This window comes from Methyloligella solikamskensis (genome assembly GCF_042676065.1).
GTDB classification, from domain to species: domain Bacteria; phylum Pseudomonadota; class Alphaproteobacteria; order Rhizobiales; family Methyloligellaceae; genus Methyloligella; species Methyloligella solikamskensis.
This window is the reverse complement of the sequence record NZ_JBHTJO010000001.1, coordinates 714,071-727,856: the sequence shown is the minus strand read 5'-3', so window position 1 is coordinate 727,856 and position 13,786 is coordinate 714,071. Positions and strand designations below refer to the sequence as shown.

The 13,786-nt window shown below is 64.7% G+C and carries 14 protein-coding genes; 7 read left to right on the top strand and 7 right to left on the bottom strand.

Annotated elements, in window-relative coordinates:
- Window positions 1-246: 246 nt before the first annotated feature.
- From ACFQ2F_RS03595 to ACFQ2F_RS03580, 4 genes are all read right to left on the bottom strand, one after another.
- Window positions 247-1,200, bottom strand: a complete 954-nt coding sequence (locus ACFQ2F_RS03595) for an acetyl-CoA carboxylase carboxyltransferase subunit alpha (RefSeq protein WP_379090588.1) — start codon at window positions 1,198-1,200, stop codon at window positions 247-249.
- A 164-nt stretch (window positions 1,201-1,364) separates the two neighbouring features.
- On the bottom strand, window positions 1,365-2,321 hold the full coding sequence (xerD, locus tag ACFQ2F_RS03590) for a site-specific tyrosine recombinase XerD (protein WP_379085813.1): 957 nt from the start codon (window positions 2,319-2,321) through the stop codon (window positions 1,365-1,367).
- Window positions 2,318-4,369 (bottom strand): hypothetical protein, encoded by a 2,052-nt coding sequence (locus ACFQ2F_RS03585; protein WP_379085810.1) that lies wholly within the window; start codon window positions 4,367-4,369, stop codon window positions 2,318-2,320. The genes xerD and ACFQ2F_RS03585 overlap by 4 nt, the downstream gene beginning before the upstream one ends.
- Window positions 4,356-4,523, bottom strand: coding sequence for a histidine kinase (locus ACFQ2F_RS03580; RefSeq protein WP_379085807.1), 168 nt, complete (start codon window positions 4,521-4,523; stop codon window positions 4,356-4,358). The genes ACFQ2F_RS03585 and ACFQ2F_RS03580 overlap by 14 nt, the downstream gene beginning before the upstream one ends.
- Window positions 4,524-4,702: 179 nt before the next feature.
- Between ACFQ2F_RS03580 and ACFQ2F_RS03575 the strand changes: the two genes are divergently transcribed.
- The 3 genes from ACFQ2F_RS03575 to ACFQ2F_RS03565 are packed head-to-tail and all read left to right on the top strand — an operon-like array spanning window position 4,703 to window position 7,766.
- Window positions 4,703-5,335 carry a shikimate kinase gene (locus ACFQ2F_RS03575; protein ID WP_379085804.1) on the top strand — a complete coding sequence of 211 codons (633 nt, stop codon included), beginning with the start codon at window positions 4,703-4,705 and terminating at the stop codon, window positions 5,333-5,335.
- Window positions 5,335-6,486: a 3-dehydroquinate synthase gene (aroB, locus tag ACFQ2F_RS03570; RefSeq protein WP_379085801.1), complete on the top strand. Its 1,152-nt coding sequence runs from the start codon at window positions 5,335-5,337 to the stop codon at window positions 6,484-6,486. Before ACFQ2F_RS03575 ends, aroB begins: the two co-directional genes overlap by 1 nt.
- Entirely contained in the window at window positions 6,483-7,766 is a 1,284-nt protein-coding gene (locus tag ACFQ2F_RS03565) for an HlyC/CorC family transporter (RefSeq protein WP_379085797.1), read from the top strand. Before aroB ends, ACFQ2F_RS03565 begins: the two co-directional genes overlap by 4 nt.
- A 90-nt stretch (window positions 7,767-7,856) precedes the next feature.
- Here ACFQ2F_RS03565 and ACFQ2F_RS03560 read toward each other — a convergent pair whose 3' ends face one another.
- On the bottom strand, window positions 7,857-8,030 hold the full coding sequence (locus ACFQ2F_RS03560; RefSeq protein ID WP_379085794.1) for a CsbD family protein: 174 nt from the start codon (window positions 8,028-8,030) through the stop codon (window positions 7,857-7,859).
- Window positions 8,031-8,179: 149 nt separating this feature from the next.
- Window positions 8,180-8,476, bottom strand: a complete 297-nt coding sequence (locus ACFQ2F_RS03555; protein WP_379085791.1) for a BolA family protein — start codon at window positions 8,474-8,476, stop codon at window positions 8,180-8,182.
- A gap of 136 nt (window positions 8,477-8,612) precedes the next feature.
- On the opposite strand from ACFQ2F_RS03555, the gene ACFQ2F_RS03550 reads away from it, so the two are divergent.
- The 4 genes from ACFQ2F_RS03550 to ACFQ2F_RS03535 all read left to right on the top strand — a co-directional run bounded on the left by ACFQ2F_RS03550 (window position 8,613) and on the right by ACFQ2F_RS03535 (window position 13,306).
- On the top strand, window positions 8,613-9,245 hold the full coding sequence (locus ACFQ2F_RS03550; RefSeq protein WP_379085789.1) for a J domain-containing protein: 633 nt from the start codon (window positions 8,613-8,615) through the stop codon (window positions 9,243-9,245).
- An 82-nt stretch (window positions 9,246-9,327) separates the two neighbouring features.
- Entirely contained in the window at window positions 9,328-10,317 is a 990-nt protein-coding gene (gene cobS / locus ACFQ2F_RS03545) for a cobaltochelatase subunit CobS (RefSeq protein ID WP_379085786.1), read from the top strand.
- A gap of 4 nt (window positions 10,318-10,321) precedes the next feature.
- Window positions 10,322-12,220: a cobaltochelatase subunit CobT gene (gene cobT, locus ACFQ2F_RS03540; protein WP_379085783.1), complete on the top strand. Its 1,899-nt coding sequence runs from the start codon at window positions 10,322-10,324 to the stop codon at window positions 12,218-12,220.
- Window positions 12,221-13,306: an esterase-like activity of phytase family protein gene (locus ACFQ2F_RS03535; RefSeq protein WP_379085780.1), complete on the top strand. Its 1,086-nt coding sequence runs from the start codon at window positions 12,221-12,223 to the stop codon at window positions 13,304-13,306. It abuts the gene before it with no gap.
- Between the two features lie 78 nt (window positions 13,307-13,384).
- On the opposite strand, the gene rpmB is transcribed toward ACFQ2F_RS03535, so the two are convergent.
- Complete coding sequence (rpmB, locus tag ACFQ2F_RS03530; protein WP_379085777.1) at window positions 13,385-13,684, bottom strand: 50S ribosomal protein L28; 300 nt, start codon at window positions 13,682-13,684, stop codon at window positions 13,385-13,387.
- Between the last annotated feature and the right edge of the window lie 102 nt (window positions 13,685-13,786).

Below are 13,786 nucleotides of genomic sequence, written 5' to 3'. Positions count from 1 at the left end.
AAGCAGTGCCCCTGGCTGCGATGGCCAAACATCGAACCCGGAAAATCCCGTCCCGGAAGATCGAACCCGCAAGGTTAAGGCGGCGTTAGCGGCACAATTCCCCCATGCCGCCGTCCCCCTTACTGAACGGGTCGATTATAGCCGCTTTAACTAGACTAAAAAAGCGGCTGCATTGGGGAGAAAAAGTTAACGCTATCAGGGAGTTGGTTAACTGCGGCGAAGTGCACGAATAAATCTTCGGCGCTTCTAGCTGCGCCCCATGGCGAGAAATTTCTGTCGGCGGTCCTTGCGAATTTCGTCGCTCGACTTGCCGACATAGGCCGAAAGCGCCTCGTCGATCTGGGCCGCCGTGGCCTGGATCGCCGCGTCCTTGTCGCGATGGGCTCCGCCCGTCGGCTCTGGAATGATCCCATCGATCACGCCGAACTCGAGCAGATCCTGGGCGGTGATCTTCATATTGGTCGCCGCATCGATGGCGCGCGCCGAATCCCGCCACAGAATGGAGGCGGCAGCCTCCGGCGAGGCGACCGTGTAGACCGAATGCTCCAGCATGAAGATGCGGTTTGCCGTGGCGATGGCGACCGCGCCGCCCGAGCCGCCCTCGCCGATCACGACAGAGACGATCGGCACGCCGAGCCCCATGCAGGTATCCGTGGAGCGTGCGATGGCCTCGGCCTGGCCGCGCTCTTCCGCGCCGATGCCGGGATAGGCGCCGGCCGTGTCGACCAGGGTGACCACTGCGAGCTTGAAGCGCTCGGCGATCCCCATGAGGCGCTGGGCCTTCCGATAGCCTTCGGGCCGCGCCATGCCGAAATTGTGCTTCAGCCGGCCTTCCGTATCGGAGCCCTTCTCGTGGCCGATCACCATGACCGAGCGGCCTCTCAACCGGCCGATGCCGCCGATGATGGCGTGATCTTCGGCAAACAGCCGGTCGCCCGCGAGCGGCGTGAAATCGTCCACCATCCCGTGGATGTAATCCATGAAATGGGGCCGCTCCGGATGGCGCGCGACCTGCGTCTTCTGCCACGGCGTGAGCTTGGCGTAGGTCTCCACAAGCGCGTCCCTGGATTTCGCCTCCAGGGTTTTCAGCTCTTCGGAAATGGAGACCGCGGTCTCATCGCCGTCTTCAATGGCCTTGAGCTCGGCAACTTTGCTTTCGAGCTCGGCGATCGGTTTTTCGAAATCGAGATAGGTACGCATATTACCCAATTGGCGTCTTCGGACGTCGGGCGGTGTCGCGCTGGCCCTGCTCGGCCGGCGCCACCTGCCCCGTTCTAAGTGGCCCGAGGGCCAGACCGTGTCAACCGACCCGGGCCAAGCGGAGCGAATCTATCTGAGGATGTGGTTATCCGCATTTTGCGGCCTCAGCGCTTCGCCAGGGGGTGATGCTCCTCCACCAGCCGCCGCAAGCGCTCCTCGATCACATGCGTATAGATCTGGGTGGTCGAGATATCCGCATGTCCCAGCAATTGCTGCACGGCGCGCAGATCCGCGCCCCGCTCCAGCAGATGGCTTGCGAAGGCGTGGCGCAGCACATGGGGCGAGACACGGGAGGGCGCGATACCCGCCGCCCCCGCCAGGGTCTTCAGTTCCTGACCGAAACGCTGGCGCGTCAGGTGCTGGCTCGCCTTCTGGGCCGGAAACAGCCAGGGCGAGCCTTTCAGGGCCGGATCGCCCTCGAGCTCCGAAAGATGCGCGGCGATGGCCTGGCGCGCCGTCTCGTTCAGGGGCACCAGCCGCTCCCGGCCACCCTTGCCGGTGATGGTCAGCACCCGATCGTCCGCCAGAAGCACGTTCCGGGGCAGGCTGATCAGCTCCGAAACCCGCAAACCCGTGGCGTAGAGCGTTTCCAGCAGCGCATAGAGCCGTGAGGCCCGGCGGCGCTCGGAGTCCGATTGCGCCGCCTCCACACCCGCCTTGGCCGTGTCCAAGAGCGTCTCCACCTCGGCAAGCGAGAGCACCTTGGGCAGCGGCCGGCCAAGCTTTGGGCTGTCGATGGCCGAGCAGGGATCGTCGTCCCGGATCCCTTCCGATAACAGAAAGCGGAAAAACTGCCGGATCGCCGAGAGCTTCCGCGCCCGGCTGGTGGCCGCGAGCCCATCCTTGGCGAGCTGCTCCAGAAAGGCGCGGATCGTATCGGGGGTGACCGACTGCGCATCCTTGCCGCGCCCCTTGGCAAAGCCGAGAAAGGCGGCAAGATCCGTCGTATAGGCGCTGATCGTATGGGCGGCCGCGCCGCGCTCGGCCATCAGCATGTCGAGGAAGAGCTTGAGCTCCGAGGAGCGGAAATCCTGGTCGGAGCCCGCGCCCACCGCGCTCACGCCTTCCCTTGGAAGGGCCAGCGGGGATAGAGCGCCTCGAAGCCGAGCCTGCGGGCTTCCGCTTCAAGCCCTACTTTCCGAAGTGCCCGCACCGAGTCCCCCAGAGCCAGGAGATTGGCGCCGGACGGTCCGTTCGGGCCCAAGGCCGCGGCGACCAGCAACACCGTCTTGCCGACCTCACCCTGCTCGGAAGCCTGCTGGAGATCGGTGAGCACGCCTCGCTCGGGCAGATATCCGTCCGACGGCTGCTCCGACTTGCTCGCCATATCCCAGAGGGGGATCGGTACGTCGTAATTCAGTGCATCCAGCACCGTGATCAGACGATGCAGCACCGGGCTGGGAAGCCCAGTCTGGGAAGCGATCTCGGCGCCTGAATTCAGGGCCGCCTCGGCCCGGGGGCCGAAGGGGTCGTCCACGGCCACCAGCAGCGGCCAGCTTCGCGCCGCCTGCCCGCCGCGCTCGATCCACTCCCAGGCGCTTTGATCGTCGCCCGCGAGGATCGCCACCCGCACCCCGGTCTCGGCGAACTTGGCCGCCGACGGATCCTGAGCCAGCTTGGCGTTCTCCGGCGCCAGGGCTTCCGCCAGCTCCAGCTGAATCCCGGCCTCCTTGCCGCTCGAAAGCAGCGCATCGATCGATTCCGCCCGATAGGCGGCAGACGGCGCCTTCTGAAGATTGACGAATAGCTTGGCTCTGAGCGCGTATGGCGCGCTCGCCTCCTTGCCGAGCTGGGGCGCGGCTTGCGTATAGGCCTCCCGCAGCACCTCCCCATCGACGAGATGAAGCGAAGCGCCGCGCTCGGCCGCGGCAAGCCGCAGCTCTGGCGAGACTTCGGAATCCTGCGCGATCCGGGAGAGCAGGGTCGGGTTGGCGGAGTCCGCCAGAGAGGCCGGCAACGCCACCTTGCCCAGCCGCAGGAACACATAATCCAGCACATCCAACGTGCCGGGGATCGGCGGCGGCTCCTGACTGGTCTGAGAGAGCTGGCCGATCACGGCGGAAGCGACGGGCGAGCGCACACCCCGCTGCTGTGCGGACTGCAGCGCCTGGGCGGCGCCTTGCGCATTGCCCTGAAGCGCTGCGCAATAGACCGGGATCAGCAGTGCCGCTTGCGTGACGTCGCTGTCCGGCCGCGCCGATTGGGGCACCTGGCCGAGATTGAGCCCGCAGGCTTCCTGATCCCGTCCGGCCGCCAGAAGCGCAAGCCCGTAGCGTGCGGCAACTCCGGGATCGCCCGATTGGGCCGCCGGGGCCAGCAGCTCCACGATCTGCTCCGCCCGGCCGGCGCGCTCCAGGGCCGAAACACGGATGGCGGTCTCCTGGCCGCCTTCCGGCGGATCGGCGGCAAGCGCCCGGGCGATCAGGACCGACAGAACGGGCGACGACGACGGCAGCTTGGCCCCGGCCAGCAATTGCTGCATCTGCTGCGCATCCACATTCCGCCACACGCCGGCCGGCATGGGGGACTGGTCGCCGGACGGATTTCCATAGGACGCCTGGGGCGCGTAGGAGGAGTCGCCATAAAATCCTGGCTGCCGATCGCCGTATGCCGGGCCAGGCTGGCCGTCATAGGTCGGCTGGGAAGACTGACCTCCCGACGGCTGGCCTCCATATGCCGGCTGTTCCTGATAGCTGGGACCATCCAGTCCCGGCGGGGTCAGAGAGGTCGGCGCGTTCGGATCGCCGTATTGCTGACCACCGTACTGGTCTTGGTATTGGCCTTGCCCGCCATATTGCTGCCCGTCGTAATTCGGGCTGCCGGCGTCCGCAGGCGGCTGACCGTACCCGTCGAAGGTCTGCCCCTGAGGCTGGCCTTGGGGTTGTCCGTAATCTTGCGGCTGTCCGTACTCTTGAGGCTGACCGTATATCTGTCCGCCGCTCTGCCCCTGCCCGGGGCCTTGGGCGGGCGCCTGAGGCATCTGATCCTGGGGCACATCCAGCGGCTCCAGCGACCGCCGCTCGATCTGAGCGTACGCCGGTCCCGCAAGGCCGCAGAAAACGAGCCCCGTCAGCAGCAGGGTCGCGCAGCCGCGCCTAGTCACTCGCATTGGCGTCTTGTTCGCTCCGCACTTCAACATTGCGCAACGGCTTGGTGATTTCCTTCGGGGTCGGCTGGAAGTATTCCGCCAGCACATAGAGGCTGCCGGCCACGGTCCCGACGATCAGCGCCAAAACGGTGAGAAGTCGAAACAGTGTTGGCATGGCGGACTTGGCCGATCCCCGTGTCGTTTTCGTGTCTGGGCGCCGAAGGCGGCGCGATTATGACTCTTAGGCGCCGGATCGCTATTCTGGCGTCTGTGAACCCCGTTGTCAGCAGCGGCAAGTTGTGAAACTTTCCGCCACCAAGGAAGGATAGCGGCTCGATTGCCGCATGCGGCCCAATGAGCCTCCCCCGGCAAAAAGCAAAAACAGAAGACGCCGACCCCCGTCTGGAACGCATCCGAAGCGCGCTCCAGTCCAGGAGCCTCGTTCTGATCGGTCTTATGGGCGCTGGCAAGAGCTCCGTCGGCAAACGCCTGGCGGCGACCCTCGGCCTGCCCTTCACCGATGCCGACAACGAGATCGAAGATGCGGCCGGCGAGACCATACAGGAGATCTTCGCCAATCACGGCGAGGCCTATTTCCGCGACGGCGAGCGGAAAGTGATCGCCCGTCTCCTTAGCAGCGGCCCGCAAGTCATGGCCACCGGCGGCGGCGCCTATATGGACCCCGAGACACGGAACAGAATCGCCGAGTCCGGCCTGTCTATTTGGCTGCGCGCCGAGCTACCCATCCTCATGAAGCGGGTGCGCCGCCGCAACAACCGTCCGCTACTCGCCACAGGCGATCCGAAGGAAACCATGAAGAAGCTCATGGACCAGCGCTATCCCGTCTATGCCCAGGCCGACCTCGTGGTCGAGACCCGCGATGCGCCCCATGATACGGTCGTGGGCGAAATCGTCGACATGCTCGAGGAGCACCTGTTGTCCCAACAAGACTCGCAAAGTGGCGAGCAGATTTCCGAAGGCAAGTAATGGCTGAATCCTTGTCCGTATCGTCCGATGCCAAGGTCGAGACGACCATTCCCGTGACCCTGGCGCGGCGCAGCTACGAGATCATCATCGGCGAGAACCTCCTCGCCCATGCGGCTCTGCGCCTCGACGACCTGCTGCCGGCCGCCCGCTACGCGGTGGTGAGCGACGAGAATGTCGCGCCGCTCCATCTGGCCGACATGAAGCGCAATCTCCAGGAGCAGGGCCTGTTCCTCGGTGAGGTCATCGTGCCGCCCGGCGAGAGCAGCAAATGCTTCTCTCAGCTTGAGAAGGTCTGTGAGCAACTGCTCGATCTCGGCGTGGAGCGCGGCGATTGCATCATTGCGCTTGGCGGCGGCGTGGTCGGCGATCTGGCCGGCTTTGCCGCCTCGATCCTGCGCCGCGGCGTCAATCTCGTGCAGATGCCCACCAGCCTGCTCGCCCAGGTGGACTCCTCCGTCGGCGGCAAGACCGGCATCGACACGCCCCAGGGCAAGAACCTCATCGGCACCTTCCACCAGCCGGCCCTGGTGCTGGCCGACCTCGACGTGCTCGGCACGCTTCCCGAACGCCAGCTTCTCGCGGGCTACGCGGAGATCGCCAAATACGGCCTCATAAACGATCCCGAGTTCTTCGACTGGCTGGGCGACAATTGGCGCGCAGTGCTCAATGGCGAGCCCGAGGCGCGCCTCCATGCGGTGGCCACGAGCTGCAAGTCCAAGGCGGCCATCGTGGAGGAGGACGAGAAGGAGGTGAGTGGCGCCCGCGCCCTGCTCAATCTCGGCCACACGTTCGGCCACGCGCTCGAAGCCTATACCGGCTATTCCGACCGCCTACTCCATGGCGAGGCAATCGCCATCGGCATGGTGCTCGCCTTCCGCTATTCCGCCGAGCAGGAAATCTGCGCCAGCGAGGACGCCGGTCGCGTGGAGCGCCATTTCGACCTGGTCGGGCTGCCTACCGCCATCAAGCATATCGAAGGCGGCGGCCCCAGCGCAGCCGAGATGCTGCGCCTCATGTCCCAGGACAAGAAGGTTCAGGCCGGCCAGCTTGCTCTGGTCCTGGCCCGCGGCATCGGCAGCGCCTATCTGGAGCGCGACGTCGATATGGACGAACTCACCGACTTCCTGAAACGAGAGTGCGGCAGCCAATGATCCTCGGCTTTTCCATCACCCTTGGTGCCATCCTTATCCTGCTTCTGACATCGGCCTTCTTCTCCGCTTCTGAAACGGCGCTCACCGCCGTCTCCAGACCGCGTATTCACGCCCTGGAGCAGGACGGCGATGTCAGGGCCTCCTTGGTGGTCCGCCTGACCCAGACCCGGGAACGGCTGATCGGCGCCATCCTCCTGGGCAACAACCTGGCCAATATCGCCGGCTCCGCTTTGGCCACCAGCCTCTTCATCAACGTCTTCGGCGACACGGGCGTGGTCTACGCCACCATCGTGATGACCGCGTTGGTGCTGGTCTTCGCCGAGGTGCTGCCCAAGACCCTGGCCTTCACCAACCCGGAACGCTTCGCGCTCACCTTCTCACCTGCGGTGAACATCTTCGTGGTGCTGTTCGCGCCCGTGACCGCAGCCATGCAGGTCATGGTGCGGGCGATCCTGCGCCTCTTCGGCACTTCCATCGGCGCCGACGAGGACGTGCTCTCCGCTCATGAGGAGATCCGCGGCGCCATCGAGCTCCACCACAAGGAAGGCGGCGTGGTGAAGCTCGACCGCGACATGCTCGGCGGCGTTCTCGATCTGCGCGACCTCTCCGTGGAGGACGTCATGGTCCACCGCACGAACATGGACACCATCGACGCGGATCTGCCGACGGACCAGATCGTCGACGCGGCGCTCCGAAGCCCGCACACCCGAATACCGCTGTGGCGCGACAAGCCGGAAGAGATCATCGGCATTCTCCATGCCAAGACGCTGCTCCGAGCGCTCCGCGAGGCGGATGGCGATTCCTCCAAGATCGACGTGGTGGCCCTCGCCAACCCGGCCTGGTTCGTCCCCGATTCCACATCCCTGAAGGATCAGCTCAATGCCTTCCTGAAGCGGAAGGCCCACTTCGCCATCGTCGTCGACGAGTACGGCGAGGTGATGGGTCTGGTGACCCTGGAGGACATCATCGAGGAGATCGTCGGTGACATCACCGACGAGACCGATCTCGCCAGCACCGCCGCGCGGCCTCAGGCCGACGGCTCAGTGATCGTGGAAGGCTCGGTGCCGATTCGCGACGTGAACCGGCTCATGGAGTGGGACATCCCCGACGAGGAGGCGACCACCATCGCGGGCGTGGTGATTCACGAGGCCCAGACCATCCCGAACGCCGGCCAGGCCTTCACCTTCCACGGCTTCCGCTTCGAGGTGCTCCGCCGTCAGCGCAACCGCCTGACCCTGCTCAAGGTGACCCCGATCCCGGATCCCGAGCCCGAGGAATAGACGGCCGAGATAAAAAGAACGGCGCCACCAGGTGACGCCGTTCCGTGCCGCTCGGACGCGGCATTGCTGCTACCGATTTGGAGTGAGGACCTAGCGGCCGCGGACGGCGTCCTTTGCGCCACCAACGGCGTTTTGAACCTTGCCCTTGGCCTGATCGGCCTTGCCTTCGCTCTTCAGCTTGGCATCGCCGGTGACCTTGCCGGCCGCTTCCTTGAGCTTGCCTTTGGCCTGATTGGCCGAACCTTTTGCACGATCCTTGTTCATGGCCTTTGCCTTTCGATGGGGCCGCCCATGATGGGCGAGCGCGACAATGAACGCCGCTCCGTCACCGCGGTTCCGGCGCCGGGCCTCGCAGGCAAAAATAAAATTTGGGATGCGTTGAGAACAGCCGAAAGGTCGGATCGGGGAAGAGCCTAGCTCTCCGCCGCGGCCTTCGCGTCTTCGTGCTCCGCAGGCGTCATGGCGCGGATCGCGAGCGCATGGATGCCGCCCGCCAACTCGTCCGCGAGCGCCTCGTTGACCATGCGGTGTCGCTCCACCCGCGACTTGCCGTCGAACGCGTCCGCCACGACCACAACGGCGAAATGGCTTTCGCCCGTGCCCGGCGAGCTCGCATGCCCCGCATGGAGGTGAGATTCGTTCACCACCTTGAGGCCGGCCGGCGCGAAGGCCTTCGTCAACTTTTCTTTGATTGCATTCTCGAGGGTCATAAATGCGTGCTTTGCCGCTCCGAATCTGACTCGTTGGAACTGGTTCGGCTGTGTCGCCTTTATCGGTCAGTATACCGCGGACGAGACGTCCGAGCCATTCTTGTTCTGTACCGATGTGCTTCCCATAATGGCCACCATGAAGCTTGATTCAAAATTCTTCGACCGCCTGCGCGTAAAGCCGCAAGACGACCGCCGGGTGCGCGATCCGGGACCGCTCTGCGAATGGAAGGACTGCGCCGAATCCGCGCGCTATCCCGCCCCGAAGGGCCGCGGGCGTGAAGGACAGTACTATCGCTTCTGCCTGGATCACGTCCGCCAGTACAACAAGTCCTACAACTATTTCGAGGGCCTCTCCGACGACGCCATGGCCCAGCATCTGAAGGACGACGTGATCGGCCATCGCCCCACCTGGGGCATGGGCGGACGGTCTTCGGAGAATTCCTCAAGCCGGGCCAACGCCGATGCCGCCAAGGCCTATGCCTATGCGTTCGGCGTGCACGATCCCTTCGATCTTTTCCGCGAGGACGCCCAGGAGCAGACGGCGCGCCAGAACACCAATAACGGCCGTCCCTTGATGAAGGCGGAGCGGAAATGCCTGCGCCAGCTCAACCTGGAGGTGGGCGCCAGCAAGAAGGAGATCCGCGCCCGGTTCAAGGAACTGGTGATGCGCCATCATCCGGACCACAATGGTGGCGACCGTTCCACCGAGGACAAGTTGCGTGAGGCCATCCAAGCCTATAATTATCTTCGAGAGGTAGGGCTCGCCTAAGCGCGCGTCGATCTTGCCCTATCCGAACGGCTCACCCCCGACGAGCCTCGAAAACAAGCGAAATACAGGCGCCTGAGTACCCATGAGCTTTGACACTTCCGGCGAGACTGCCCCCTTACCCGATATGGAGGTTTCGGTGCGGCAGGTCTTCGGCCTCGACACCGATCTTGAAGTCCCGGCCTATTCCAAGGGCGACGAGCATGTGCCCGAGCTCGATCCGGACTATCAGTTCAATCACGACGTGACCCTGGCCATCCTGGCGGGCTTCAAGCACAACCGCCGGGTGATGATCCAGGGCTATCACGGCACGGGCAAATCGACCCATATCGAGCAGGTCGCCGCCCGCCTGAACTGGCCCTGCATCCGCATCAATCTCGACAGCCATGTTAGTCGTATCGATCTGGTCGGCAAGGACGCCATCGTCCTGAAGGACGGCAAGCAGGTCACCGAGTTCAAGGAAGGCATCCTGCCTTACGCGCTGCAGACCAACACCGCGCTCGTCTTCGACGAATACGACGCCGGCCGCCCGGACGTGATGTTCGTGATCCAGCGCGTTCTGGAGGTCTCAGGCCGCCTCACCCTGCTCGACCAGTCCAAGGTGATCCGGCCCCACCCGGCCTTCCGGCTCTTCGCCACCACCAACACCATCGGTCTGGGCGACACGTCGGGCCTCTATCACGGCACCCAGCAGATCAACCAGGGCCAGATGGACCGTTGGTCCATCGTCGCGACCCTGAACTATCTGCCCCATGACGACGAGGTGAAGATCGTCCTCTCCAAGGTGAAGAGCTGGGACACGGAGAAGGGCCGCAAGACCATCAGCAACATGGTCCGCGTCGCCGAGCTGACCCGCAACGCCTTCATCAACGGCGATCTCTCCACGGTCATGAGCCCGCGCACGGTCATCACCTGGGCGGAGAACACCGAGATCTTCGGCGATGTCGGCTTCGCCTTCGCCCTGAGCTTCCTGAACAAGTGCGACGAGCTGGAACGCGGCCTGATCGCCGAGTTCTATCAGCGGTGCTTCGGCGAGGATCTGCCCCAGTCGACCGCCAACGTGGCGTTGAGCTAAGCCCATGGCCATCCCGAAGCGGAAAGAGCTCCCGCTCGATCCCTTCAAGCGGGCTGTGTCCATGACCTGCCGGGCGCTCGCCAACGACAAGGACGTCGAGGTGTCCTTCTCCACCGAGCAGCCCTCGCAAGTGGGCAAGGCGGTGAAGCTGCCCGAACCCTCTCGCGTGCCGACGGAAGACGAGATCGCCACGATCCGCGGCCAGGCCGATTCGGCGGCACTTTCCATCGCCTGTCACGATCCGGCCGTGCACAAGAAACTCGCGCCGGGCTCCGGCGAGGGACGGGCGATCTTCGAGGCCATCGAGCAGGCTCGCGTTGAGGCGATCGGCGCCCGCCGCATGGAAGGCGTTGCCAAGAACCTCGCCGCCAAGATCAATCAGAAATACGAGAAGAGCCGTTTCGGCGAAGGCGACGACAAGTCTGAGGCGCCGCTCTCCGATGCCCTGGGGCTTCTGGTCCGCGAGCGTCTGACCAACGAGCCGCCGCCGGAGAAGGCACAAGCCATCGCCAATGCTTGGCGCCCCTGGATCCAGGAGCGCGCCGAAGGGCTGATCGACCGCATGGCCGACGAGATCTTCGATCAGGAGGCTTATGGGCGCCTGACCCGCGATCTGCTGGCTGCCCTCAATCTCTCCGACCAGCTCGACGAGCAGTCGAGCGAGGCCCAGGAGAACGACGAGGACGAGGGCGACACCAATCAGGCCGAGGCCCAGGGCGAGGATTCCGAAGGCGAGGATCGGGCCGAGGCCGACTCGGACCAGCAGAGCGAGCAGGACAGCTCGGGCATGGAAGGCGACGTCAGCGACGAAGCCACCACGGACCAGGTCGATTCCGACGAAGAGCTCACCGAGGCTCCGGTCCCGGCTGAGCTGTTCCAGCCCAACACCTCCGTTCTCGATGACCCGGAAGGCTTCGGCTACAAGGTCTTCACCCGCGCCTTCGACGAGATCGTCGGCGCAGAAGAGCTGTGCGATGCGGAAGAGCTGAGCCGCCTGCGCGCCTTCCTCGACAAGCAGCTCGACACGCTGCACGGCGCCGTGGCCCGGCTTGCCAACCGCCTCCAGCGGCGCCTTCTGGCCCAGCAGAGCCGCGCCTGGGATTTCGATCTCGAGGAAGGCATGATCGACGCCGCCCGGCTCTCCCGGGTGATCACCGATCCCATGCACCCCCTCTCCTACAAGCAGGAACGGGACATGGATTTCCGCGACACTGTCGTCTCCCTGGTACTCGACAATTCCGGCTCCATGCGCGGCCGGCCCATCATGGTCGCCGCCTGCTGCGCCGATATCCTGGCGCGCACCCTGGAGCGCTGCGGCGTGAAGGTCGAGATCCTCGGCTTCACCACCCGCGCCTGGAAGGGCGGCAAATCCCGCGAGCAATGGCTGAACGCCGGCAAGCCGAGCCTGCCCGGCCGCCTGAACGACCTCCGCCACATCGTCTACAAATCGGCGGATGCGCCCTGGCGGCGCGCCAGACGCAATCTCGGCCTGATGATGCGCGAAGGGCTACTGAAGGAGAATATCGACGGCGAGGCGCTCGCCTGGGCCCATAACCGCCTGCTGGGTCGGCCCGAGCAGCGCCGCATCCTGATGATGATCTCAGATGGCGCCCCGGTCGACGATTCGACGCTTTCGGTGAATTCCGGCGCCTATCTGGAGCGCCATCTCCGCCAGGTCATCAAGGAGATTGAGACTCGCTCGCCCGTCGAGCTGCTGGCCATCGGCATCGGCCACGACGTCACCCGCTACTATCGCCGGGCCGTCACCATTACCGATGCCGAAGAGCTGGCGGGCGCGCTTACCGACAAGCTGGCGGAGCTCTTCGACGAAGACATGACCTGGCGCGAGCTGCACCGGAACGGCTCCTCCGACGCCCGCATCAAGCGGCGCCGCGTCCACTAGATGGCGGGTGCCAAGCCCCGCGGCCGTCTTCGCCGCCGCTGGCTCCTTCTTTCGCTGTTGGGGGCGGGCTTCCTGCTGGCCTTGGCCGCGGCCGGCGTGGCGGTCGCCAGCAAGCCTTGGACGCCGCTCTCCAAGCCGACGAAGATCGAGATCACGGCCCTCCCCGTCGATTTCGATCGGAATGATCCGGACCGCAAGGCCTTCGGCAAGCTCGTCTTCCGCCGCGGCCTCACCCTCTACGCCAACTCAAACCATTTCGGCGGCTACTCGGCCCTGGCGATCGACCCTTCGGGCGATCAGCTCATCGCCATCTCCGATGCCGGCACATGGCTCCGCGCCGATCTCGACTATGACGGGCGTTTCCTCAAAGGTTTGAGCAACGCGGCGATCGGCCCCTTGCTCGCCAAGGATGGCAAGCCGCTGGCGAGCTTCTCTCGCCGGGACGCCGAGGCGATCGCCCTGAAGTCCCCCGGCACCAAGAGCGGCGAAGCCTATATCGCCTTCGAGGTTGACCACCGCATCGACCGCTATCCGTTCGATGCGAACGGCTTCGGTCCGCCCGACGGATCGGTGCCCCTGCCCGACAACACTCTGAACGGAAATGCGGGCATCGAGGCCCTCGCTTTCCTGAAAGCAGGACCGGCAAACGGCGGCCTCCTGGCATTCTCGCAAGAGCGGCACAATTCCTCCGGCGCTCTCGTGGGCTGGATCATCGGCGGCCTATCACCGGGCACGCTTGCTCTGGAGGATATCGGCGACTTCACCATCACCGATATGACGGTGCTGCCGGGCGGCGATCTCGTCATGCTGGAGCGGCGGCTGAGCCTGAGCCATGGCATGGAAATGCGCATCCGCCGGGTGCCTGCAAGCGAGATAAAGCCCGGCGCGGTGCTTCACGGCGAAGTCCTGCTCGAAGTGCAGAACGCCTTCAATATCGACAATATGGAAGCGATCGGCGCCCACGAGGAATCGGACGGCCAGACCGTTCTGACCATCATGTCCGACGACAATTTCCTGAAGCTTCAGCGCACCCTGATCCTGCAGTTCACGCTTAAGGGACCGGAGCGGCAAGACAGTGCGGGATGAGTGAATAACGCGCGCCACAACGCAAAAAGCGGCGGGGCGAGCCCACCGCTTTGCAGCATTGTCTAAAGAGACTGGTCTTTAGGAGGCCTGAGCTTCCGGCGCCTGGGCCTTCTTCAGCTCGCGCTTGAGCCGCTTGGCCTTGAGGGACAGCCCCTCATCCGAGGCCTTGAGCAGGAACCCGTCGAGGCCGCCGCGATGCTCCACGGAGCGGAGCGCAGAGGCGCTGACCGTCAGCTTCACGCTCTTCTTCAACGTCTCGCTCTGCAGCGTGACATTGCAAAGATTCGGCAGAAACCGCCGCCGGGTCTTGCGGTGGGCGTGGCTCACATTATTGCCCGTGAGCACTGCTTTTCCTGTCAGCTCGCAACGGCGGGCCATCGCGTTCGTCCTTATTCTTCAAGTAAGTTCGGAAGCCGTCGATCCGAAGGCGTCGCTCAAGCGAAGCAACAGCACCGGAAATTTATTGACAGCGGCCCGTCA